General features: G+C 34.9%; 16 protein-coding genes and 4 pseudogenes. 7 read left to right on the plus strand and 13 right to left on the minus strand.

The genetic code is table 11. The features are described 5' to 3' along the window. Window positions 1–227 precede the first annotated feature (227 nt). The 3 genes from fabG to ABDW27_RS12625 all read right to left on the minus strand — a co-directional run bounded on the left by fabG (window position 228) and on the right by ABDW27_RS12625 (window position 3,826). Window positions 228–959, minus strand: coding sequence for a 3-oxoacyl-ACP reductase FabG (fabG, locus tag ABDW27_RS12615; RefSeq protein ID WP_343696239.1), 732 nt, complete (start codon window positions 957–959; stop codon window positions 228–230). Window positions 960–1,075: 116 nt separating this feature from the next. Next, on the minus strand, window positions 1,076–2,215 hold the full coding sequence (locus ABDW27_RS12620; RefSeq protein WP_343696240.1) for a WG repeat-containing protein: 1,140 nt from the start codon (window positions 2,213–2,215) through the stop codon (window positions 1,076–1,078). 90 nt (window positions 2,216–2,305) lie between these two features. Further along, the gene (locus ABDW27_RS12625; RefSeq protein WP_343696241.1) at window positions 2,306–3,826 is read right to left on the minus strand and encodes an aromatic amino acid ammonia-lyase; all 1,521 of its coding nucleotides are present in this window, start codon (window positions 3,824–3,826) and stop codon (window positions 2,306–2,308) included. Window positions 3,827–3,927: 101 nt separating this feature from the next. Here ABDW27_RS12625 and ABDW27_RS12630 point away from each other — a divergent pair, with 101 nt between their 5' ends. Then, the gene (locus ABDW27_RS12630) at window positions 3,928–5,178 is read left to right on the plus strand and encodes a tryptophan 7-halogenase (RefSeq protein ID WP_343696242.1); all 1,251 of its coding nucleotides are present in this window, start codon (window positions 3,928–3,930) and stop codon (window positions 5,176–5,178) included. A 210-nt stretch (window positions 5,179–5,388) separates the two neighbouring features. Here ABDW27_RS12630 and ABDW27_RS12635 read toward each other — a convergent pair whose 3' ends face one another. The 4 genes and pseudogenes from ABDW27_RS12635 to ABDW27_RS12650 all read right to left on the minus strand — a co-directional run bounded on the left by ABDW27_RS12635 (window position 5,389) and on the right by ABDW27_RS12650 (window position 9,144). Next, window positions 5,389–5,724, minus strand: coding sequence for an L-rhamnose mutarotase (locus ABDW27_RS12635; protein ID WP_343696243.1), 336 nt, complete (start codon window positions 5,722–5,724; stop codon window positions 5,389–5,391). 9 nt (window positions 5,725–5,733) lie between these two features. After that, a pseudogene (locus ABDW27_RS12640) lies at window positions 5,734–6,589 on the minus strand (fumarylacetoacetate hydrolase family protein). A 97-nt stretch (window positions 6,590–6,686) separates the two neighbouring features. Then, window positions 6,687–7,451 (minus strand): glucose 1-dehydrogenase, encoded by a 765-nt coding sequence (locus tag ABDW27_RS12645; protein ID WP_343696244.1) that lies wholly within the window; start codon window positions 7,449–7,451, stop codon window positions 6,687–6,689. 36 nt (window positions 7,452–7,487) lie between these two features. Further along, a pseudogene (locus ABDW27_RS12650) lies at window positions 7,488–9,144 on the minus strand (altronate dehydratase family protein). 172 nt (window positions 9,145–9,316) lie between these two features. Here ABDW27_RS12650 and ABDW27_RS12655 point away from each other — a divergent pair. Next, on the plus strand, window positions 9,317–10,045 hold the full coding sequence (locus ABDW27_RS12655; protein ID WP_343696245.1) for a hypothetical protein: 729 nt from the start codon (window positions 9,317–9,319) through the stop codon (window positions 10,043–10,045). Window positions 10,046–10,358: 313 nt separating this feature from the next. On the opposite strand, the gene ABDW27_RS12660 is transcribed toward ABDW27_RS12655, so the two are convergent. The 5 genes and pseudogenes from ABDW27_RS12660 to ABDW27_RS12680 all read right to left on the minus strand — a co-directional run bounded on the left by ABDW27_RS12660 (window position 10,359) and on the right by ABDW27_RS12680 (window position 16,618). Continuing rightward, complete coding sequence (locus ABDW27_RS12660) at window positions 10,359–11,138, minus strand: SDR family oxidoreductase (protein ID WP_008465924.1); 780 nt, start codon at window positions 11,136–11,138, stop codon at window positions 10,359–10,361. Window positions 11,139–11,355: 217 nt separating this feature from the next. Next, window positions 11,356–13,043, minus strand: a pseudogene (locus ABDW27_RS12665) (sodium/sugar symporter). 251 nt (window positions 13,044–13,294) lie between these two features. Next, window positions 13,295–14,353: a UDP-glucose--hexose-1-phosphate uridylyltransferase gene (locus ABDW27_RS12670; RefSeq protein ID WP_343696246.1), complete on the minus strand. Its 1,059-nt coding sequence runs from the start codon at window positions 14,351–14,353 to the stop codon at window positions 13,295–13,297. 17 nt (window positions 14,354–14,370) lie between these two features. Then, window positions 14,371–15,532, minus strand: a pseudogene (galK, locus tag ABDW27_RS12675) (galactokinase). Window positions 15,533–15,565: 33 nt separating this feature from the next. Further along, a complete protein-coding gene (locus ABDW27_RS12680) occupies window positions 15,566–16,618 on the minus strand; it encodes an aldose epimerase family protein (protein ID WP_343696247.1) in 1,053 nt (350 codons plus the stop codon). A gap of 107 nt (window positions 16,619–16,725) precedes the next feature. Between ABDW27_RS12680 and ABDW27_RS12685 the strand changes: the two genes are divergently transcribed. Beyond that, complete coding sequence (locus tag ABDW27_RS12685) at window positions 16,726–17,718, plus strand: GntR family transcriptional regulator (RefSeq protein ID WP_343696248.1); 993 nt, start codon at window positions 16,726–16,728, stop codon at window positions 17,716–17,718. Between the two features lie 11 nt (window positions 17,719–17,729). Here ABDW27_RS12685 and ABDW27_RS12690 read toward each other — a convergent pair whose 3' ends face one another. Beyond that, entirely contained in the window at window positions 17,730–18,419 is a 690-nt protein-coding gene (locus ABDW27_RS12690; RefSeq protein WP_129745873.1) for an NUDIX domain-containing protein, read from the minus strand. A gap of 529 nt (window positions 18,420–18,948) precedes the next feature. On the opposite strand from ABDW27_RS12690, the gene ABDW27_RS12695 reads away from it, so the two are divergent. The 4 genes from ABDW27_RS12695 (at window position 18,949) to araA (ending at window position 24,791) form a co-directional block, all read left to right on the plus strand. Further along, the gene (locus tag ABDW27_RS12695; protein WP_343696249.1) at window positions 18,949–20,493 is read left to right on the plus strand and encodes an alpha-L-arabinofuranosidase C-terminal domain-containing protein; all 1,545 of its coding nucleotides are present in this window, start codon (window positions 18,949–18,951) and stop codon (window positions 20,491–20,493) included. A gap of 275 nt (window positions 20,494–20,768) precedes the next feature. Then, complete coding sequence (locus ABDW27_RS12700; RefSeq protein WP_343696250.1) at window positions 20,769–22,460, plus strand: ribulokinase; 1,692 nt, start codon at window positions 20,769–20,771, stop codon at window positions 22,458–22,460. Next, on the plus strand, window positions 22,444–23,145 hold the full coding sequence (locus tag ABDW27_RS12705; RefSeq protein ID WP_343696251.1) for an L-ribulose-5-phosphate 4-epimerase: 702 nt from the start codon (window positions 22,444–22,446) through the stop codon (window positions 23,143–23,145). Before ABDW27_RS12700 ends, ABDW27_RS12705 begins: the two co-directional genes overlap by 17 nt. A 137-nt stretch (window positions 23,146–23,282) precedes the next feature. Next, complete coding sequence (gene araA / locus ABDW27_RS12710) at window positions 23,283–24,791, plus strand: L-arabinose isomerase (RefSeq protein ID WP_343696252.1); 1,509 nt, start codon at window positions 23,283–23,285, stop codon at window positions 24,789–24,791. The last annotated feature ends 14 nt before the right edge of the window (window positions 24,792–24,805 follow it).

The following is a 24,805-nucleotide window of genomic DNA, read 5'->3' on the forward strand; positions in this document are numbered from 1 at the left end:
AAGTAATTTTTTATCCTTAAAGTGTAATTTTTACTAAGTATATTTTATATTCTTTAATTGGTATTGAAAGCATTTAAAAGCTATACATTTTTAGAGTATTATGCTTTAGGCTTCTAATTTTTTAACCGCAAATTTCACAAATTTCCGCAAAATTAATTTGTGTGAATTTGCGTAATTTGTGGTAAGAATCAGGTAAAAACTTAAAATATTATGCAAACATAGTATTCTTAAGAATATATTCCGCCGTTTATGTTAATAATTTCACCGGTAATATAACTTGATTTTTTTGAAATCAAAAAGCTTACCAAATCTGCAACCTCTTCGGCTTCACCAAAACGATTTACCGGAATTAATTTTAGTAACTCTTTTTCGTCCAGCTGACTTGTCATATCGGTTCTGATAAAACCAGGAGCAACAGCATTTACAGTAATATTTCTTTTGGCTACCTCTTGTGCCAATGCTTTTGTAGTCGCTACAATAGCACCTTTTGCAGCTGAATAATTGGCTTGTCCTGCAGTTCCTTTTACTCCAGAAACGGAAACCATATTTACGATTCGGCCATATTTATTGCGTAGCATTTTTTGAATAAAAAACTGCGTAACATTAAAGAAACCGTTTACACTTGTATTCATAACTCCGTTCCAGTCTTCTGGTGTCATCCACATAAAAAGACCATCTTTTGTGATTCCGGCATTGTTTACAATGGCTTCAACCAATTTTTCAGGATTAGCTTCCTGCCAAGCAGTTAAAACATTTTGTACATTTTCAAAATTAGAAACATCAAAACCTAAGATTTCGCCTGTTGCGCCTAATTTTTGCACTTCTTGCAATGTTTCTTCGGCAGCTGTTTTATTTGAATGATAGTTAATCAGAATATGATAATCGGATTCTACGGCTAGTTTTTTACAAATCGCACTTCCAATTCCTCTCGAACCGCCTGTTACTAATACACACTTCATTGATGTAAATTTTATTTTTTATTGTCATTTTTCTTCGGATGTTGGTTTATGACAGTTTGTTTTTGTTTCCTGCTTTGGTTTTTCAAGTAGCGATTTCATTTCGTCTTTAGGTTTTTCTACTGCAGCAGAGTTTCTGCACTTTTTGAAAATAATTCTGCATTTTCAAACCATTGGTTGGCTAAAACTGTTCCGTCAGGTTTAAGAAATCCCCATTTTCCTTCGTTTTTAACTCTGGCAACACCACCAATAAATCCTTTGTCCTGCTGTACAAACAAAGCAATAACAAATCCGTTTGAAGTGATTCCGTATTGCGTTGGAATTACCAGTTTTCCAGATTCGTTAATGAATCCCCAGTTGCTTTCTTTTACTGGAGCCAGACCGTTTGTACTAAAAACTTCTGCATCGTTGTAAGTTGGCTCAATTACAAATTTCCCTTCTGGATTGATGAATCCCCATTTTTTTCCAACTAAAACAGGAGCTAGATTTTTTGAGAACGCTTTTCCTTTATCATAAATAGGAAGAATTACCCAATTTCCTTTTAAATCGATATATCCAATTTTTCCGTTCTTTTTAGCAAAAGTCAAATCTTGAGTTTCAAAATCCCAGATTTTTTCAGCTCCGTCAACTGGAATGAATTTTCCACCACTTACCAATCCGAAAGTTTTGTCTTTTCTTGCCCAAGTCGTTCCTTTAAAATAATTTCCAACTTCGGCATAAACTGGTTCAACCAATTCTTTTCCGTTAGTATCAATAATTCCCCAGTTTTTGTTCAGTTCCACTCTGGCATAACCATTTTCAAAAGGTTTGATCTGATCGTATTTTGGTTCTAAAACTACAGTCATTTTGTTGTTGATTAACCCAACTTTATTGTTTTGCCTGATGAAGGCAACGCCATCATTAAAATCAAATACTTTGTCAGTAGTTGGTCCTTTTTGAATTTCTCCTTTTGTATTAATGTAAACCCAGTCTTTATCTTTTTGTACAACTGCAATTCCGCTGTTAAAATCTTTAGCATCTTTAAAATCTGCTGGAATTACCCAACTTCCTTTTGCATCGATAAATCCCCATTTTCCGCCATTTTCTACAGCAGCTAAACCTTCAGAAAAACTTCTGGCAGATTTGTATTGAGGTTCGATTTTAAAAGATCCATCTTTAGACAGATATCCAATTTTAGAATTTTTTTTAACTAATGCCAATTCTTGACTATTAACAAATTGAATACTTGCCAGCAGTAAAAAAATAAGTGTCTTTTTCATGATTTTAAAAATTCAATGTTTAATGATTAAAGCAAAACTCTTTGGGGCATATTTTAATCTATAGAAACTATAGTTTCTATGTAAAATCTTTTAATTATTGATCAAATAATCTTTTACTTTTTGAACAAAAGGATACATTACTTGATCTTCCTTAAATTCTGGAATTATATTTCTAATATCGTCGTACCATTTTTTAGTTGTAGACGAAATTTGATCTTTTTGTTTTAAATAATCAATTGCCTGAACAATCGTAATTAATTCGATAGCCAAAACTTCAAAAGAATTTTCAATCACTTTTGATGTAATTACCGCCGCGTTTGTTCCCATACTTACAATGTCTTGATTGTCATTGTTGTTCGGGATACTGTGCACGTACATTGAGTTTGATAACATTTGGTTTTCGGCAGTTGTTGAAGTCGCCACGAACTGAACGCCCTGCATTCCGAAATTGAATCCTAATGTTCCTAAGTTTACGAATGGAGGCAAAATTTCGTTGATTTTTGAATTCAATAAATAATTCAATTGACGTTCTGCCAGCATCGTTAATTTTGTAATAACGATTTTCAGTTTATCCATTTCTAGCGAAATGTAATCTCCGTGGAAATTTCCTCCGTGGTAAACGTGTTTGTTTTTTACGTCTATAATTGGATTGTCGTTTGCCGAGTTAAATTCGTCTTCTAAGATAGAAGCTACATTATTAATAGTTTCTAAAACTGGTCCTAGAATTTGAGGAACGCATCTTAATGAATAATATTCCTGAACTTTTTCTTTGAAGATTTCTTCTGTGTTTTCGCCAGAATATAAATGGTCTTCTCTTTTACGGATCAAAGTACTGTCAGAAAGATTTTTTCTCATTCTTTCCGCAACTTCCTGCTGTCCTTTATGACGTTTGGTTTGATTTAATTCTTCAGAGAAATGATCGTCATAAGCTTGAACTAATTCGTTAATCGCACAAGAAGCTTTTAACGACCAGTCTAATAATTTTTTTGCATAATGAACATTTACCACTCCAATTCCTGTCATTACTGAAGTTCCGTTGATTAATGCCAGACCTTCTCTAATTTCTACTTGAATTGGTTTTAAACCTTCAATTTCGAAAACTTCTGCAGTTGCGCGTCTTTCTCCTTTATAAAAAACTTCGCCTTCTCCAATTAAAACTAAGGCTAAATGTGATAATTGCACTAAATCTCCGCTGGCACCTACACCACCGTGCTCAAAAATTAAAGGCGTAATATCTCTATTGATTAATTCTGCCATTAAATGAATAACAGAAGAATGAACTCCTGAATTTCCTAAAGAAAGTGTATTTAATCGAGCTAAAATTGCTGCTTTTGCACACTCAGCGTTCAAAGGTTTTCCTGTTCCAGAAGAGTGGCTTCTAATTAAATTATATTGCAATTGAATTTGATCAGACTCTTTAATTCTGTACTGAGCCATTGGACCAAATCCCGTATTTACACCGTATATTACTTTATTTCCTGAGAATTCTTTTAAGAAATTAAAACTTTCGTTTACTCGATTTAAGACCACATCGCTTATCGCAACTTTACTTTTTCCAAAGATTATGGCTTCAAATTCTGCTAAACTTAAATATTCATTTATTGTATTCATCAAATCGATTTTGGTTGTGCTAATTTAATTTTATTTATCAAAATAAATGTAGTTATTTTGATGATGGCAAATGTAGGTTAATTAATGATAATAATTCTAATATGACAAAGGAGTTTGTTGATGTTTTAGTGATTGGTGCAGGACCGTCTGGATGTGTCTCGGCATCGTATCTTTTTAAAAACAATGTTAAGGTTAAAGTTGTAGAAAAAACGAAGTTTCCGAGACTTGTGGTAGGCGAAAGCCTTATTCCGCGAGTAATGGATCATTTTGCTGAGGCAGAATTGTTTGAGGCTCTTGATGCAATGAACTTTGAGAAAAAGTTAGGCGCTCGTTTTATTAGAGGAGAAGAAATCTGCAATTTTGATTTCAGCGTAAAATTTGGAGAAGGATGGGATTGGACTTGGCAAGTTCCAAGAGCTGATTTTGACAATACAATGGCTCAGGAAATTATAAGAAAAGGAATTGATTTAGAATTTGAAACTGAAGTTTTGGAAGTTTCTTTTGAAGGGAAAAATTCAAAAACTATCGTAAAAGATAAAGACGGAAACCTAAAAGAAATTCACGCAAAATTTATCATTGACTCCAGCGGATACGGACGCGTTTTGCCAAGACTTTTAGATTTGGATACACCGTCAAAATTAGATCCGCATTCTTCTATTTTTACTCATGTTAAAGATATTAATAGAGAAGAAGGGGTAGAGGGAACTCAAATTTCATTTGATATTTTAGAAACTGAAGTTTGGCTTTGGGTAATTCCTTTTTCGAACGGAAATACAAGTTTGGGTGTTGTTGGCCCAACAGATTTTATCAATTCGCTTTCTGAAAATAAAGATAATGCCGAGGCTTTGCGAAATGCCATTCAGAAATCGGATTATTATATTAAAAGATTTGCTGGAACAGAATTTCTATTTGAGCCAGTTAAATTAGAAAACTACTCAAGAGCCGTAAAAAGAATGTACGGCGATGGTTTTGCTTTAACAGGAAACAGTTCTGAATTCTTAGATCCAGTTTTCTCATCAGGTGTAGCTTTTGCAACCGAATCTGGAATGCTGGCAGCAAAATTATATTTGAAAGAATCACAAGGAATTCCTGTTGATTGGGAAGTGGAATTTACACAATACATGAAACGCGGAATTGCCGTTTTCACCACTTATGTTCAAGAATGGTACACAGGAAATCTGCAGACATTATTCTTCCATCAGCCGGAAAATCCAGAAGTAAAAGAAAAAATATGTGCCGTTTTAGCAGGTTATGTGTGGAACGAAGAAAATTCGTTTGTCAAAAAACATGATCACGTAATTGCGAATATGGCGTATTTATTGAATATGCAAAAAGAACAAAGCCCTGAATAATCAGGGCTTTTTTTATTTAGAAAAGGATTCATTCCGTTAGGAATGTCTCATCGGTAGAAAAAAAATTGAATTACGATAATACGTTCCGTAGGAACGTTTGATTAATTGATTTGTGTATATCATTTTCGTAAATCAGATGTCCCTACAGGACATAACACAAAACGACAATATTTTTTTTCTACCGACCAGATATTCCTAACGGAATATTTTTTACAATCCAAAAATCTTATCCATTACAATCCATTTTTGTCCCGGTTTTGCCCATGGTAAAGCTTGCTGAAATTTCCACATTAAAGTTTCCCATTCCTGAACTTTTTCGTTTGCTGCATCGGCTTGATCTTTCTTTTCGAAAGTAAAATCAGCATCTGCTTCGATGATCATGAACAATCGATTTCCTGTGCAGTAAATATCCAAAACTTCAATTCCAGAATCTTGAATGCTTTTTTTGATTTCTGGCCAGACATTTTCATGCAGTTCTTTGTATTCTGCAATTAAATCTGCATCATCTTTTAGGTCTAACGCCAGATAGAATTTTTGAGTTGCCATAATCTAAATTTATCCTTGGTAAGCTACAGCAGTTTGCTTGCTTGTACCTAAACCTTCAATTCCTAATTCGATTACGTCACCCGCTTTAATGTAAATTGGATCTGGTTTAATTCCCAATCCAACTCCCGGAGGTGTTCCTGTACTGATTACGTCGCCAGGAAGCAATGTCATAAACTGGCTTAAATAATGTACTAAAAATGGAATTTTAAAAATCAAGTTTGAAGTATTACTGTTTTGGAACGTTTTACCGTTTACAGTTAGCCACATTTTTAAATTATTTACATCGCCAACTTCGTCTGGAGTTGCCATAATTGGTCCAAGAGGAGCGAAAGTATCAGAACCTTTTCCTTTTGCCCATTGTCCGCCTCTTTCGATTTGGAATGCTCTCTCGCTATAATCATTCAAAAGGCAATATCCAGCGATGTAGTTTGGTGCGTCTTCTTCAGAAACATAGCTTGCTTTTTTGCCTACAACAAATGCCAATTCCACTTCCCAGTCTGTTTTTTCACTGTTTTTTGGGATAATCAAATTGTCATTTGGACCGCATAAAGAAGTGGTTGATTTGAAGAAAATGATTGGTTCTTCTGGAATTGCAGCGCCAGTTTCTTCGCAGTGATCTACATAATTTAATCCGATGCAGATAATTTTTGACGGACGCGCAACTGGCGAACCTAAACGAACTGAATCGCTTACTTCTGGAAGAGAGGGATTGCTTTTTAAAGCTTCTTCTAATTTTGCTAAACCGTCATTTTCAAAAAAAAGCTTCGTTGTAATCTGTTACAATAGACGAAACATCGTATTTTTTTTCATTTAGTAAAACTCCTGGTTTTTCCTTTCCTTCTTCTCCGAATCTAATAAGTTTCATGTTTTAATTTTTAGTTTTTTTGCCACGAATTACACGAATTTTCTCGAATTAAAATTTGTGGAAATTTGTGTAATTCGTGGCTATATGTTTAAATATTTTAGTTGTTCAATTTGATAAAACCACCATCAATTGGATAGTCTGAACCTGTGATGAAAGACGATTCGTCGCTGCATAAGAATAAAGCTAAAGTTGCAATTTCTTCTGGTTTTCCCATACGACCGATTGGCTGTGATTTAGATAGTTTTTCGAAAATTTCTTCTTCTTTTCCAGGATAATTTTTAGCGATAAATCCATCTACGAAAGGCGTGTGCACTCTCGCAGGAGAAATAGAATTACATCTGATTTTATCGTGTAAATAATCTTTAGCAACCGATAAAGTCATTGCCATAACCGCTCCTTTTGCTGTTGAATAAGCAAAACGATCTGGGATACCAACCCAGCTTGCAATAGAAGCTAAGTTCAAAATGACTCCTCCCCCTGAATTTCTCAGTGCTGGAATCGAAGCGTGAAGACAGTTGTAAACACCTTTTACATTTACATTCATAATACGATCAAAATCAGATTCAGAAGTTGTGTCTACTTTTCCAACGTGGGCAATTCCAGCATTGTTAACCAGAATATTAATATTTCCGATTTTCTCAAAAGTCGATTTTACTTGTTCGTGATTTGAAACGTCGCAAGCATGAGCAAAAACAGTTCCGCCATTTGATTTGATTTCTTCTACAGTTTCTTTTGCGCTTTCTTCCGTCAATTCTAAAACGTGGACTTCAGCTCCTTGTTTAGCAAATAAGACAGAAATCGCTCTTCCAATTCCGCTTCCTCCGCCTGTGATAATTGCTTTTTTATTTTGTAATGAAAACATTTATATAATTTTTTTAAGTTGTTTTAATTGAGTCTTTTACAAAGATACGCCGCGTTTCCACGGAATAAAATCGTCTTGGTTTAATTGAACCGCTTTCGGAATAATTTCGCCACTTGCCGCTTTGATGCAGTATTCCAAAATTTCCTCACCCATTTCTTCAATAGACTTTTCACCGCTAATGATTGGTCCGCAGTCAATATCGATAATATCTTTCATTCTGGTTGCCAGAACAGAGTTTGTCGCTACTTTAATTACGGGACAAACTGGGTTTCCTGTCGGTGTTCCTAATCCCGTTGTAAACAAAATTAAAGTTGCCCCAGAAGCCGCTTTTCCAGTTGTCGCTTCTACGTCATTTCCTGGAGTGCAAACCAAACTTAATCCAGGTTTTGTAACCAATTCAGTATAATCTAAAACATCAACAACAGGTGATGTTCCGCCTTTTTGTGCCGCTCCAGCACTTTTGATGGCATCAGTAATTAAACCGTCTTTGATATTTCCAGGAGAAGGATTCATATGAAAACCAGAACCTACTTTGTGCGCCAATTCATCATAAGATTCCATTAAATTGATGAATTTTCTAGCTTTATCTTCGGTAATACATCTGTCAATTAAATTTTGTTCTGCACCACATAATTCTGGGAATTCAGCCAAAAGAATTTTTCCGCCTAAAGCTACAACTAAATCAGAAGTGTAACCCACAGCAGGATTTGCAGAAACACCGCTGAAACCATCGCTTCCGCCACATTTTACACCAATGCATAAATCGCTCAAAGGCGCATCGGTTCTTTCGTATTTGTTGATTTCGATTAAACCTTCAAAAGTTTTTTTGATGGCATTTGTAATTAAAACTTCTTCGCTTTCGGTCTGCTGCTGTTCAAAAATAAACAATGGTTTGTCAAACTCTGGGATTTTGTCTTTTTACATCGTTTACAAAATCCTGAACTTGTAAATGCTGGCATCCTAAACTCAAAAGTGTGATTCCTCCCACGTTTGGATGATTTGCGTACGAAGCCAATAAAGCGCTCAAAGTAGAAGCGTCCTGACGAGTTCCGCCGCAACCGCCTTGGTGATTTAAGAATTTAATTCCGTCTACATTTTCAAAAACACGTTTGTTTTTTGGCGTCGGATTTAATTCAATATTAATATCGTTTATGTCATTTCCATTCAAATAACCTTCTAGCAATTCGTGCGTAAATTGGTTGTATTTGTCCGTTACAGCATAACCCAATTGTTTGTGCAATGCTTCTTTGATTACGTCAAGATTTCGGTTTTCACAAAAAACAGTTGGGATAAAAAGCCAGTAATTTGCTGTTCCAACGCGTCCGTCTTTTCTTTTATATCCTTTAAAAGTTCTGTTTTCAAATTTAGAAACATCAGGTGCATTCCATTCATAAGAAGCATTTCTGTAAGCGTACGGATCTGCAGCATGTTTAAGGTTTTCGCTCGTCATTAAACTTCCTTTTGATAAGTCATTTTGCACTTTTCCAACCAAAACGCCGTACATATTTACTTCTTCTCCCTGCTTCATATCTTGCATGTAGAATTTATGTTTGGCTTTGATGAGGTCTTGTAAAACGTAAATTTCGTTTTCAAAATGAATGGTTTCGCCTTTTTGAAGATCGGTTAAGGCAACCAATACATTATCGTCTGGATGCAGTTTTACAACCAGTTTTTTTGTGTTATTCTCAGACATTGTGTTGTTTGTTTTTTTTTCCTTTTTGATGTCACTGCTTTTGTTTTATAACATTTTAATCTTCTGATTTCGTATAGAATTCGGGCAGTTAACGAAAAATAAAATTAGCTTTTTTACATATTGGTTGATAGTCTAATATTATCCGTATCTAATCTTTAATTATCTTTGTAGTATGAAATTGGAACAAACCAAAATAGCGTCTTATCTCAACACGAAAGTTTCGATACTCAATCGTATTGAACCTTTTTTTCAAGCGCCGTTTCATTCGCATCCTGAACTGGAATTGGTTTATGTGAAAGAGAGTTACGGAAAACGTATTATCGGAAATTCGGTAATGCCGTTTGAACCTGGCGATATGGTTTTTTTAGGATCGGATATTCCGCACGTTTGGTTAAATGACGAAAAATATTATCAGGGAATTGAAGATTTAAGAGCCAATTCGATTGTCGTATATTTTCATAAAGATATTTTCGGACCAACTTTTTATGAATTAAAAGAAACCCAAAAAATCAACGAGCTTTTTGTTCAGGCTGGAAAAGGCATTTCGATTATCGGAAAAACCAATAAGCAGATTGCTAAAAAACTGGAGAAATTAGTTTCCAAAAAAGACTTTGAAGTAATTGTTGGGCTTTTTGAAATTTTATCTATCCTTTCAGAAAGTCAGGATAAAATTTACATCAACGACGAAATTTATTCGTTGATGCAGAAAGATTCGAAAGTAGATCGTCTTTCGGAGGTTTTTCAATATGTAAATAAAAATTATAAAAAGAATATTTCATTAGAAGAAATTGCCGCTGTCGCGAATATGACGCCGACTTCTTTTCTGTCGAATGTTCAAAGTAAAAACAAAGAAAAATTTTGTGGATTATCTGCACGAGATCCGAATTTCGAATGCTTGTAAATTGCTGCTGGAAACCGATAAAAGTATGTCTGAGATTGCGTATGGATGCGGTTATAAAACGGCTTCAAATTTTAATAAACTCTTTAAAAAAGTTAAGGGAATTACGCCTTCCGATTTTAAAAATAATGCGAAGGTTAGTTTTGCCACTCCCGATAGCTATCGGGATTAAAGGATTAAAGAGATTTTTAAGTCCAGTTTTGTCTGGCTGAGCGAAGTCGAAGCCCACGTCCAATTGGAACGCCCTTCGACTTCGCTCAGGGTGACAAACTAAAGCAAATCATTTTAATCCTTTTAATCTGTGGCTAAAAAAAAATTAAATAGATCGATCTAAATGGGTATAACCGCCATCTACATAAATAATCTGTCCAGTAGTATGGCTTGATTTTTCAGACAATAAGAAAACCACCATATTCGCGATTTCTTCAGCGGTTGTCATTCTGTTTTCTAACGGAATATTTTTAGTAATTGCAGCCAATTTTTCTTCTTTATTTTCAAAAGTGTTGATCCAGGTTTCGTAAAGAGGCGTGTAGCATTCTGCCACAATTACGGCGTTTACACGAATGCGGTATTTTAATAATTCAACAGCCCATTCTCTGGTTAAGGCATTTCTTCCTCCGTTTGAAGCAGCATACGCTGAGGTTCCGCCTTGACCCGTTTCGGCAGTTTTAGAACCAATGTTTACAATGGCTCCTTTCGATTCTTTCAAATACGGAAGAGCATGCTGTGCCATTAAATAATAATGCACCAAATTTTTGTGAAGTGAAGCAGCAAAATCTTCATAATTTCCGTTTTCTAATCCAACGCCATCGTTAACGCCAGCATTATTTACAAGTCCGTCAATTCTGCCAAATTTTGCGATTACGGCTTCAACAGCTTTTTTGCAGTCTTCAGGTTTTGTCAAATCGGCGGCAACTTGATGCGCTTCTTTTCCAATGGCTTTTAATTCTTCTACGGCTTTGATGTTATCATTTTCGTTACGTCCAACGATAAACGGAATTGCATTTTCTTCGGCTAAAACCTTAACGATTCCTAAACCGATTCCTTTTGCTCCTCCCGTAACGATAATGATTTTTTGGGTTAATGATAACTGCATGGTATTTATGTATTATAATTTGAAATTCTTGATTTATGAATGAGATGTCACCCTGAGCGAAGTCGAAGGGCGCTCCAATTGGACGTGGGCTTCGACTTCGCTCAGCCTGACAAAAAGTTAATCCTTTTTATCCAATGAATATACTTTAAAAAATTTACAGCTGTTGTTCATGACAAACAACAGCTGTAAAAATAGAGAGAATAGAACTGATAATTTATTACCAGAACTTAACATAAAGCGCAACAATAATCAATAATGTAATAACGATTAAGACTGTTGTCTGCGGTTTTACTTTAAACATTTCAGAATCAATTTCGAATGCTTTAGGGTTTACTTTTGGACCAGCAAAACTTATTAAGATCATTGCAATCATTGTGAATAAGAATGATAATCCCATACAGATGTGGAACGGAATTTCGAAAGCTCCTTTTCCATTATTGTAAGCTGTGTATAAAAGTGTGTCGTTTCCAAATAAAGCTGGAGCGTATTCGTTGAATAAAACAGATAATAAGAATCCTAAGATTACCCCAACGATTGCTGCTGTTCCTGTAGTTCTTTTCCAGAACATACCTAAGAAGAACATTGCAAAAACTCCAGGGCTGATGAATCCAGTGTATTTTTGGATGTAGGTAAATCCTCCAACGCCACCAATTCCTAAAACGTCATTCCATGTAAATAAAACGGCCAAAAGCATAGCAACAAAAACGGCAAGACGACCAATGTTTACCTGCTGTTTTTCACCAGCATTTTTTTGAATGTATTTTTTATGAACATCTAAGGTATAGATTGTAGAAATACTGTTTACTTTTCCTGCCAAAGAAGCTACAATTGCAGCAGTAAGAGCAGCGACTGAAAGTCCTTTTAATCCGGTTGGAAGGAATGTTAAGATAGCAGAATATGCCTCATCTTTTACTCCACCCTCTAATTGAGGTAAGTGTCCGCTTGTGTATAAAACGTAAGCAGCAATACCAGGAAGCATTACAATAAGCGGCATTAATAATTTAAGCATACCAGCAAACAAAATTCCTGTACGTGCTGTTTGTAAATCTGCTCCAAGTGCTCTTTGTGTAATGTATTGATTACATCCCCAGTAGTTTAAGTTAATAATCCAAATACCAGCAGCATAAGATAATAATCCAGGGAAAGTTAAATATTTGTCGATCTCAAGCTGAGAAGACGTCGCAGTTGGTTTCGGAATAATCATTTTGAAATGTTCGGGAGCCTGCTGCATTAAAACTTTAAAACCGGCAATTGCATTTTGACCAACACCAAAAGCTTCCGCAACTGTTGTTAAAGCAATATAAGAAGTCACCAAACCTCCGATAATTAATACAGCTACCTGTATAACGTCTGTATAGGCTACAACTTTCATTCCTCCAAGAGAAATAAACAAAGCAAAAATAGCCAATCCAAGCATAATTACGTGAAGGTATTCTCCACCAGCAAGTTTGTTAATCGCAACTGCTCCTAAATATAAAATAGAAGTAAGGTTTACAAAAACATATAAAAACAGCCAGAATACTGCCATGATAAGTGCAGTAGATTCGTTGTAACGTGTTTTTAAGAACTGTGGCATAGTGTAAATCTTGTTTTTAAGATAAACAGGAATAAACCATACAGCCACGATAATAAGGCAACGGCAGCAAGCCATTCGTAAGCAGCAACAGCGATTCCTAAGAAGAAACCTTCACCGCTCATTCCGATGAATTGCTCTGCAGAGATATTAGAAGCAATAAGAGAAGCTCCAATTGCCCACCAAGTTAAATTTCCTTCAGCCAAAAAGTAAGCTTTAGCATCATGTTCGTCCTGTTTACGTTTGCGATAAACAGTGTAGCCATAGACAGAGACTACGATAAAATAAATAATAAAAACCGCATAGTCTGCGAAAGCGAGGTTTTGGTTCATTGTTAGTAGTATTTTAAATAATTATTATAGGTTGTTTGTTTATGTGGTTTTAAATTTGTTTTTATGTTGTTAAATCTTGTTAAAAATGCAAGATGTGTTTTATTTCTGTTATTTTTTTGCGAAAATAAAAGCAGAAGCCAAATGTAAAATAAAAATTTAGAAATCAATCACTAGTAAATGTATTTTTTACATTTATTTCGTGATTATTATGTTAAATTTTTATTTTTGGCTTTATTACAGTGTGAAAGCTATTACACTTTTACAGTGCTTTTGTAATGTACATCTGAAAGCTGTCTCAAAATTTCAGCACTTTTTTCAGGTGTAATATCACGTTGAGATTCGCCCAACATTTCGTATCCGACCATAAATTTCTTTACAGTTGCTGATCTTAACAATGGTGGATAAAAATGCATGTGGAAATGCCATTCTGGATGCAGTAAACCATCTGTTGGCGATTGGTGAATTCCTGATGAATATGGAAAAGAAGTATTAAATAAATTGTCGTACTTCGTGGTTAACTGCTTTAAGATTTTCGCGAAAGCGGTACTTTCTTCAGCAGTAAAATTGGTAATTTTGTTTACGGCTCTTTTACTTACAATCATTGTTTCATATGGCCAGATTGCCCAAAAAGGAACCAGCGCAACAAAATGATCATTTTCGATTACGATACGTTCGCCAGCTTTCAATTCAGCTTTCACATAATCCTCCAATAAAGTTCTCTCGTTTTTATCGTAGTATGATTTTAAGCTATTTTGTGTTTTTTCAACTTGAGTAGGAAGAGAAGATTGAGCCCAAATTTGTCCGTGCGGGTGCGGATTGCTGCAGCCCATTACACTTCCTTTATTTTCAAAAATCTGAACGTGGTTGATGTATTTGATGTTTCCTAAATCAGTATATTCTTTCTGCCAAGTTTTGATGATGTTTTCAATATCGGCAATTTCCATTTCTGGAAGAGTCAGGTCATGTCTTGGAGAAAAGCAAACTACTCTCGAAATTCCCTGTTCTGGTTTTGCCTTAAAAAAAGTATGTTTAATATCATCTTCAAAAATGATTTCATCCTGTTTCATGGCCGCAAAATCATTTTCAAAAACAAAACTGTTTTCGTATTGCGGATTATTCATTCCGTTAGCACGAACATTTCCTGGACACAAATAGCAAGTTGGGTCATATTTAGGAAGTTCTTCTGTAGAAATGCTTTCATTTTGTCCTTGCCAAGGGCGTTTTGCACGATGTGGCGATACTAATACCCATTCGTTAATTAATGGATTGAAGCGTCTGTGCGGATCTTCGTTAATGTCAAAATTTTTCATTGTAGTGTGTTGTGGTTTTAAAGTAGCGTTGTTCCGTTTGAGATTTTTACATCATAGAATTTTAATTCAATTCCAAATGTATCTAAATAAAGCTTTGAAAACTTACGCTTAACCTCATTTTCATGTCCTTTTTTTAACTAAATTAATAGTGCAGCCGCCAAAACCGCCTCCCATAAGTCGGGAACCGATAATGGCATCGTCTTCTTTTGCTGTATCAACAAGCATGTCTAATTCTTCGCAGCTTACTTCATATTCTTGCGACAATCCGTAATGTGTTTCAAAAAGCAATTCTCCTAAAAGTTCAATATTTCCTTGGTCTAAAGCTTTGCAAGCTTTGATAACGCGATTGATTTCTTTTACTACAAAATGAACTCTGGCAAAAACTTTTTCAGTCATTTTATCTTTAAGGCTCAAAACCTGTTCTTCTGTAGCATTTCTAAAAGTTTTTACTTCTGGAAAATGACTTTTTATGATCGATAAACCTTCTTCACATTCAATTCTTCTGGTATTGTATTCTGATGTAAAGAGCGAATGTTTTACATTAGAATCAAATAAAATCAAAGAATAATCTTTGAAATCGGCATTGTGATATTCAAAATCTAAAGTGTTGCAGTCTAATTGGATTACTTTATTTTCAAGACCGTGAACACTTGAGAACTGATCCATAATTCCGCAGTTGATTCCAACCCAATGTTCTGCTTTTTGTCCTAATAGTGAAATGTCTTTTTTCTCAATTTTTAAATCGAAAAGAGATTTGATCCCGAAAATCATTCCGCACTCTAAAGCTGCAGAAGAAGATAATCCAGAACCAACCGGAATATTACTGCTGAAAACACAATTGAAACCTTCAAAAGAAAATCCGTTGTCTTGCAGTTGTTTAATTACGCCACGAATGTAATTTGTCCAAACGACATCGCTCAGTTTTACTTCCTGAGTCAAATCGATTTCAAACTCTTCGTTTAAATCAATAGCAATTACTTTAGAAGTTTTTGTGTTGTTTTTTTTAAAAGCAAAGCAAATCACTTTGTCAATTGCAGCAGGCAAAACATAACCGTCATTGTAATCAATATGCTCTCCAATGATGTTGATTCTGCCAGGAGAAAGTACCGTTTTCTCTGGAGAAGACCCGAAAGATTTCTCAAAAAAAGCAACAGTATTTTGTATTAAAATATCATTCATTATAGTTGTGTAATTGGTATATTATATAAATAGTTAGTTTACAGTTTCAAATTTGTAAAGTGTTTTTTGAGAATATTGTTCTCCTTTTTTGAGAACAGCATTCGGGAAATGAGCATGATTTGGTGCATCTGGAAAATTCTGCGTTTCAAAACAGATTCCGCTTTGAGCATTGTAATCAACATTTTCTTTTCCTTTCAGTTTTCCGAAACAATTTCCGCCTACATATATATGTACACTTGGCTGATCGGTGTAAACATTCATTCTCAATTTATTTTTTAAACTGATTAATTGCGCTACAATCTCTGTTTTAGAATTTACCACAAAAGAATTGTCAATTGGAAACGGGCATTTTTTTGGAGTTCTAAAATCAAAATCATGATTTGTTAAATCGGTAAAATTGCCGGTTGGAATATTATCTGAATTTGTTTCCAGCATTTTAGCCGATTTGATAAACATTTGCTGTTCTAAAACATTTCCGTCATGACCGTCAAGGTTAAAATAACTGTGATGTGTCAAATTGATAATGGTATCTTCGGTTGAGGTTGCTCTATATTCTAATTTTAATTCGTTTTCTTCAGTCAAAGTATACGTTAAATAAACAGTCATTTCGCCAGGAAAATTTTCGTCTAAATGCTCGCTCAATAGTCCAAAAGTAATAGAAGGATTTTCACCAGTTTTTGCATCAGTTACATTCCAGACTTTTCTCCCAAACCCCATTTCTCCGCCATGCAGTGAATTGCCGTTATTGTTACTGCCAAGCTGAAACTTTTTATCGTCCAAACTGAAAGTAGCATTATGAATTCGTCCAGCATAACGCCCAACCGTTGTTCCAAAATAGGGAGCGCTTGGCAAATTATAAGATTCTAAATATGCATTTAAATTATCAAAGCCTAGTACAATATCTGTCGGTTTTCCATCTACTGGAATTTGGATTGAGGTTACAGTTGCTCCATAATTGATAATCTGAACTTTCATTCCATTTTTATTGATCAGATCAAAAGAATAAATTTCTTCCTTATTGGGCATTAAACCAAACAATTTGCAATTATGAATCTCTTTTAAATGCGATATGTGTTTTATTTCCATATAATTTTTAACAAAAATGAAATCCAAAAGTAGAAACATTTTCTATATTTGCATACCAGTACCTACCAGTTTTTAATTATAATAGTCACAATGACTTTATCTAAAACATGATTTCAATTCAAAATAATATCGGTCTGCCAAAATATAAGCAGATAATTCTTTCAATCGAAAAAGAGATTGAAGAAGGAAATTTAATTAAAGGTGATAGACTTCCCTCTGTCAACAAGGTCTGTTTGGCTTTTTCTTTATCTCGCGATACAGTCTTATTGGCGTATGACGAATTGAAGAAAAGAGGGATTATTTATGCGATTCCAGGCAAAGGATATTACGTTAAAAGTGTTGAAATCACTATAACTCAGAAGATTTTCTTGCTTTTTGACGAATTGAATATTTTCAAGGAAGATATTTATAATTCGTTTTTAAAAAACATTGGAAAAAATGTGCAGGTAGATATTTTCTTTCATCATTTTAATGTTCAGGTTTTCAAAAAACTGATAAATGACAGCAATGGAAATTATACAAAATATATTATCATGCCGACCAACTTAACCGATATTGTCGACTCGATAAAAACCCTACCAGTAAGCGACGTAATTATTTTGGACCAGACCAATTCAGAGTTAAAAATGTTTCCTGCAATTTACCAGAACCATCAAAAAGATATTTTCGAAGGTTTGATGAAGGGCAAATCTCGATTGTCAAAATACAAAAAACTGATTTTAATATTTCCAGGTTTTAGGGAACCTCCCGGAATGAAGTTAGGATTTGAATCGTTTTGTCAGGCTTATAGTTTTGATTATGAGGTGATTTCAGATTTTAGTGACCGATCTATTGCACTAGGAGATTTGTATATTATTCCTCATGATCGTGATCTACTTTTGGTTATAGAAAATGCGATGAGCAGAAATTTAAAATTAGGAGAAGATTTTGGAATTATCTCTTATAATGAAACGCCTTTAAAGAAAATCGCAGCAAACGGAATAACGACAATTTCAACCAATTTTGAAGTTATGGGAAAAATTTTGGCCGATATGGTTTTAAAAGGAATCAAAGAGCAGATCGAAAATAAATCTGCTCTTATACTAAGGAATTCTTTATAGGTGAATGCCAATTATAAATTGAGCACAAAGTTGTTAAGCAGTTTTTCTTCGTATTTCTCTTTATTAAAAGTGTATAAATAAGATCCTTTTCTAGAAGACTGCATGTCTTTTTCATCCAGTTTGTTTAAGATTTCTAAGGAATTTATTTTACTGATGAAATTTCTTTTGTCCAATTCTTTGCTCAAAATGGCTTCATACAATTCTAAAAGCTGACGCATGGTAAATTTTTCAGGAAGCAATTCAAAACCAATTGGTTTGATGGAAGTTTTGTAGCGAAGTCTCTTAATGGCATTTTGGACCATTTCGTTGTGGTCAAAAATTAAGTTAGGCGCATCATTAATTGGAAACCATTCTGCGTGATAATTTTTAATCAATTCAGTATTGTGGTTTTCAATATTAATTAAAGCAAAATAAGAAACCGAAATGGTTCTTTCTACCGGGTCACGATCTATTTCGCTGTAAGCATATAACTGCTCCATATAGATATCGTTAAGGCCAGTATATGTATTTAAAATTCTGGTTGCAGCAGCATCTAAAACTTCATCGCGCTTTAGAAATCCTCCAATCAAGGACCATTTTCCTTTTTCAGGCTCAAAATCTCTTTGAATTAAAAGGATTTTTAGCCCTTCATTGTCGAATCCAAAAATGATGCAGTCAACCGCCAATAAAACCTTATCGGCAGAACTATAACTATCTAACATATATAATTAATTTGGATGGTAAATATATAAACTTCCTAAAACGTATCATAATTTATTAATGTTGATTTTACACTTATGCTAAAGTTCAATAAATGAATTATAATAATCAATTTTAAATGAATAATGATGAAACGATTTTTCTGTATTCTTTTTCAGTTCTATATCAAAAAAATATTAAAGTCAAAGGTAGAAACATTTTTAAAAGAGAGTTAATCTCAGTATTATTATTTCGTGTTTTAAAATTAAATTTCTTCAAATTTTGTTACAAATGCCACCGTTCAGAGTTTTTTGTCGATTTTTTTTGTTTTTTTAATTTATATATACTACTAAAACCCTTTTTTACACTGATTTTTAAGATCTAATTGCGAAATCCATTTTTTGCAACCCGTTGTTTTGATATTTTTATTTTTTTATGTGGCTTTTTTTTATTTAAATTTACAAATGTTAAACAAACACTTATAATTAAAAACCAAAAACATTAGAAATAAGAGACATTCTCTATTCTAAACATCAAAAAACCACAAAAGACATGAAAAAACTATTACTGATATTGTTTGCTGTATTCTGCATTCAAACCGTATCTGCACAAAAAGAGCCCACAATTGTTTCAATAAAAAATGATGCTTCGGCACCGACCATAAATAGAAATATTTACGGTCATTTTGCTGAACATCTGGGACGTTGTATTTACGGCGGATTTTTTGTTGGGGATACTTCAAAAATTCCAAATACCAATGGAGTTCGAAATGATATTGTAAAAGCATTAAAAGATTTAAAAATTCCAAATCTAAGATGGCCGGGCGGATGTTTTGCCGATACATACCACTGGAAAGATGGAATAGGTCCGAAGGAACAGCGCCCAACAATTGTAAACCAATGGTGGGGAGGTGTAACGGAAGATAATAGTTTCGGGACACACGATTTTTTAAATATGTGCGAATTGCTTGGAGCAGAACCGTATTTGTCTGGAAATGTTGGAAGCGGAACAGTTCAGGAATTAGCAGACTGGGTGCAATACACCAATTTCGGAGGAAAAAGCCCAATGAGTGATCTTCGCAAGAAAAACGGAAGAACCGAGCCATGGAAAGTAAAATACTGGGGAATTGGTAATGAAGCTTGGGGCTGCGGAGGAAATATGACCGCAGATTATTATGCAAACGAATATAAAAAGTTTGCCACTTTTATGTCTGATTGGGGCAATACAGGAGGAATTACAAGAATCGCATCAGGGGCAAACAGTTCCGATTATAATTGGACAGAAGTTTTAATGAAAAACATTCCTTTAAATATGCTTGGCGGTGTTGGTGTTCACCATTATGCAGTAATCAATTGGGAGAAAAAAGGTTCGGATGTTGATTTTACCGAAAAAGAATATTTTTTAACGATGCAGTCTGCCTTGAAAATGGAAGAATTAGTGACAAAACATGCTGCCGTTATGGATAAATATGATCCAGAAAAAAAAGTAGCCATGATTGTTGATGAGTGGGGCGGCTGGTATGATGTTCAAAAAGGAACAAACCCAGGATTTTTATATCAGCAAAATACCATGAGAGATGCTGTCTTGGCTGGAGCAACATTAAATATTTTCAATAACCATGCAGATCGTGTTCGTATGGCAAACTTAGCCCAATGTGTTAATGTGCTCCAAGCGGTAATCTTAACAGACAAAGCAAAAATGATCACGACGCCGACCTATCATGTGATGAAAATGTACAGCGTGCATCAGGATGCCAAATTATTGCCAATAGATTTTAAATCGCCTTCTTACGTTTTTGATGGACAAAGTATTCCAGCGGTTTCAGCTTCAGCTTCAAAAGACCAGAGCGGTTTTGTTCATATTTCGCTGGTAAATATTGACCCAGTAAATAAAAATAAAATAGAAATTGATGTAAAAGATCTAGGTGTAAAAGGTTTTTCAGGAAGTGTAATCACTGCTTCAAAACTTCAGGATTATAATTCTTTCGAAAATCCAAATAAAATTGTTCCAGTTGCTTTTAAAGGTTTTGAAAGTAAAAAAGGCAAACTTGAAATAACATTGCCTCCTTACTCTGTTTTGGTTTTAGAAGGAAAGTAATTGATGAAAAATCTTAAAATCCGTTCTGCAAAAAGAGCGGATTTTACAGGTTAAGCAAACAAAATGCAATTTTTAAAAGAATTGACTTTTGTTTAAGGATGAAATAATCGCAATATTATAAATGTGTCATTGACATTTATTTTCTGATTTAGTGCTAAAATGCTGTTTTAATGCATTTATAGCAAAAATTAATTATGCATTTTCAATTAAGTGTTTTTTGTACACTTATAAAATATTTATGTCTATATTTGTCAATATTTTAAAATAAAATACGAATGAAAAATTATGTAATAGGATTGGACTACGGAACAGATTCTGTTCGCGCGGTGCTGATTGATACTGAGAATGGACAGGAGCTGGCATCGAATGTTTCTCATTACAAAAGATGGAAAAACAAGCAATATTGTGACGCCTCTATAAACCAATTTCGCCAGCATCCTTTAGATCATATTGAAGGATTGGAAATTACGATACAGAATGTTGTCAAAGAAAGTAAAGTCGATCCGTCATTAGTTCGCGGAATCTGTATTGATACAACAGGATCTTCTCCAGTTCCGGTTACCAAAGACGGAACGCCATTGGCTTTGGCAAAAGGTTTTGAAGAAAACCCAAATGCGATGATGGTTTTATGGAAAGATCACACTTCTATAAATGAAGCAAACGAAATCAACGAGCTGGCAGTAAGCTGGGGCGGAGAAGACGTTACAAAATACGTTGGAGGAATTTATTCTTCTGAATGGTTTTGGGCAAAAATCCTTCATATTGCAAGACAAGACGAAGCGGTTAGAAATGCAGCACACACTTGGATGGAGCACTGCGATTTAATGACCTATCTATTAATTGAAGATAAAGATTTAAAAACCTTCAAAAGAAGCCGTTGCGCAGCGGGTCACAAAGCAATGTGGCACACTGACTGGAACGGATTGCCGCCAGTTGAATTTTTAGAAAAATTACATCCATATTTAGCACAGCTTCGTGGTAATTTATACGACGAAACCTATACATCAGATTTAGTTGCTGGAAAACTAAGCAAAGAATGGGCAGATCGTTTAGGGCTTTCTACAGAAACAGTTGTAGCTGTTGGAACTTTCGATGCGCATTCTGGTGCAGTTGGAGCTAAAATCGAAGAGAATACTTTAGTTCGTGTTATGGGAACTTCAACTTGCGATATTTTAGTTGGCTCTTATGATGAGGTTGGCACAAAAACCGTTCGCGGAATTTGCGGACAGGTTGATGGTTCAGTCATTCCAGGTTTTATTGGTTTAGAAGCAGGACAATCTGCTTTTGGAGATTTATTGGCTTGGTACAAAGAACTTTTAATGTGGCCGACGGAACATTTATTAGGTTCTTCTTCTGTTTTAAATGATGCTCAAAAAGAACAATTAAGAGAAGAATTCAGCGATAAATTAATTGTGGAATTAACAAAAGAAGCAGAGAAAATTCCAGTTTCTGAAAGTCTTCCAATTGCTTTAGATTGGATTAATGGTAGAAGAACTCCAGATGCAAATCAAGAATTAAAAAGCGCTATTTCAAATCTTTCTTTAGGAACAAAAGCGCCACATATTTTTAAAGCTTTAGTAAACGCAATCTGTTTTGGAGCGAAGAAAATTGTAGATCGTTTTGAAGAAGAAGGTGTAAAAATCGACAGCGTCATCGGTATTGGTGGTGTTGCCCGTAAATCTCCTTTCATTATGCAGACTTTGGCAAACGTTCTAAACAAGCCAATTAAAATTGCAGCTTCAGATCAAACTCCAGCTTTAGGAGCGGCAATTTACGCAGCCGTTGCAGCAGGGATTTATCCAAACGTAATCGAAGCTAGCCAAAAAATCGGAAGTGATTTTGATGGAGAATATTTCCCTCAGACAGATAAAGTTGAAGCGTATCATAAACTGCTTTTAGGATATGAAAAACTAAGCGCTTTTGCAGATCCAAACCTTAAAATATCGCAACATGAGCTCTCAATATAAAGATTTAAAACAAGAGTGTTACGAAGCCAATATGCAGTTAAATGCATTGAATTTGGTGGTATACACTTTTGGAAATGTAAGCGCCGTAGACAGGGAAAAAGGTGTTTTCGCCATTAAACCAAGCGGTGTTCCTTACGAAGATTTGAAACCTGAAGATATTGTAATTGTCGATTTTGATAATAATGTTATCGAAGGAAATCTGCGTCCGTCGTCAGATACCAAAACGCACGCCTATTTATACAAGCATTGGCCAAATATTGGAGGCGTTGCGCATACTCACGCAACTTATTCTGTGGCTTGGGCGCAATCTCAATTGGATATTCCAATTTTCGGAACAACGCATGCCGATCATTTAACAGCTGATATTCCATGTGCACCGCCAATGGCTGATTCTTTAATTGAAGGAAACTATGAACACAATACAGGAATTCAGATTTTGGATTGTTTCAAAGAAAAAAATCTTTCGTACGAAGAAGTAGAAATGATTTTAATTGGAAATCATGGTCCGTTTGCATGGGGGAAAAATGCAGCAAAAGCGGTTTATAATAGTAAAGTTCTAGAAGTCGTGGCAGAAATGGCCTACCTGACTTTACAAATCAACCCAAACGCACCAAGATTAAAAGATTCATTAATAAAGAAACATTACAATCGTAAACACGGAAAAGATTCGTATTACGGACAGTAAATGATTTTAGATTTTAGAATGCAGATTTTAGATTAAAGAAAATAGAATAAAGAACAAAGAGAAAAGATTTTCGTTAATCGTGGATTTTAGACAAAGAAAAGCGATTTGACGATTAAACAAATAAACGATTAAACAACATGATAGATATATCTCAAAAAGAAGTATGGTTTGTAGTAGGAAGCCAAGAATTATATGGTGAAGAAACGCTTAGAAAAGTAGCGGAACATTCGCAGATTATTGCAAAAGGATTAGACGCTTCGTCTTCGATTCCTGTAAAAGTGGTTTACAAAGACGTGGTGAAATCGCCTTCGCAGATTTTAGATGTGTGTTTGGCTGCAAACTCAGCTAAAAACTGTATCGGAATTATTGCTTGGATGCACACTTTCTCACCGGCAAAAATGTGGATTGGCGGATTAAATATCCTAAAAAAACCATTATGCCACTTACATACACAATACAATGCTGAAATTCCGTGGGGATCTATCGACATGGATTTCATGAACTTGAACCAATCGGCTCACGGAGATCGTGAATTCGGTTTTATTATGTCAAGATTACGTAAAAAACGTAAAGTAGTAGTTGGACATTGGGAAGATCAAAGAGTTCAAAAACAACTAGGAATCTGGTCAAGAGTAGTTCTTGGATGGGACGAACTTCAAAACTTAAAAGTAGCTCGTATTGGAGATAATATGCGCGAAGTTGCCGTTACAGAAGGTGATAAAGTTGAAGCTCAAATTCGTTTCGGAATGTCTGTAAACGGATATGATTCTTCAGATGTTACTAAACATATCGAAAAAGTAACAGATAAAGAATTAAGCGATTTATTGGCAGTTTATGAGTCTTCTTATAACTTAACAGATTCTTTAAAAGAAGGCGGTGCTCAAAGAAGTTCTTTGGTTGAAGCAGCAAAAATCGAATTAGGTTTAAGAGCTTTCCTTGAAGAAGGAGGTTTTGGAGCTTTCACAGATACATTCGAAAATCTTGGTGCTTGGAAACAATTGCCAGGAATTGCAACACAGAGATTAATGGCCGATGGTTATGGTTTTGGTGGAGAAGGAGATTGGAAAACGGCAGCAATGGTTAGGGCTTTAAAAGTGATGTGTGTTGGTCTTGATGGCGGAACTTCTTTCATGGAAGATTATACATACCATTTCACGCCACAAAAATCATATGTTTTAGGTTCTCACATGTTGGAAATCTGTCCGTCTATTGCTGATGGAAAACCTTCTTGTGAAGTACATCCATTAGGAATTGGCGGAAAAGAAGATCCAGCTCGCTTGGTGTTCAATTCTCCTGCTGGTGATGCCATCAATGTTTCTTTGGTTGATATGGGAACTCGTTTCCGTTTAATTGTAAACGAAGTTGAAGCAGTTAAGCCAATGGCTGAATTGCCAAAATTACCTGTTGCACGTGTTCTTTGGGATTGCAAACCAAATCTTGAAGTTGCAGCTACAGCTTGGATTTTAGCTGGTGGAGCACATCATACCGTTTATAGCCAGTCAATTACAACTGAATACATGGAAGATTTCGCGGATATTGCGGGAATAGAATTATTGGTTATTGATGAAAAAACTACTGTAAGAGAGTTTAAAGATAAAATTAATGCCAACGAAGCATATTACCATTTGTTTCAACACGGCCTTTAAATTAGTCAAAAGTC

This window comes from Flavobacterium sp., assembly GCF_039595935.1.
Classification (GTDB): domain Bacteria; phylum Bacteroidota; class Bacteroidia; order Flavobacteriales; family Flavobacteriaceae; genus Flavobacterium.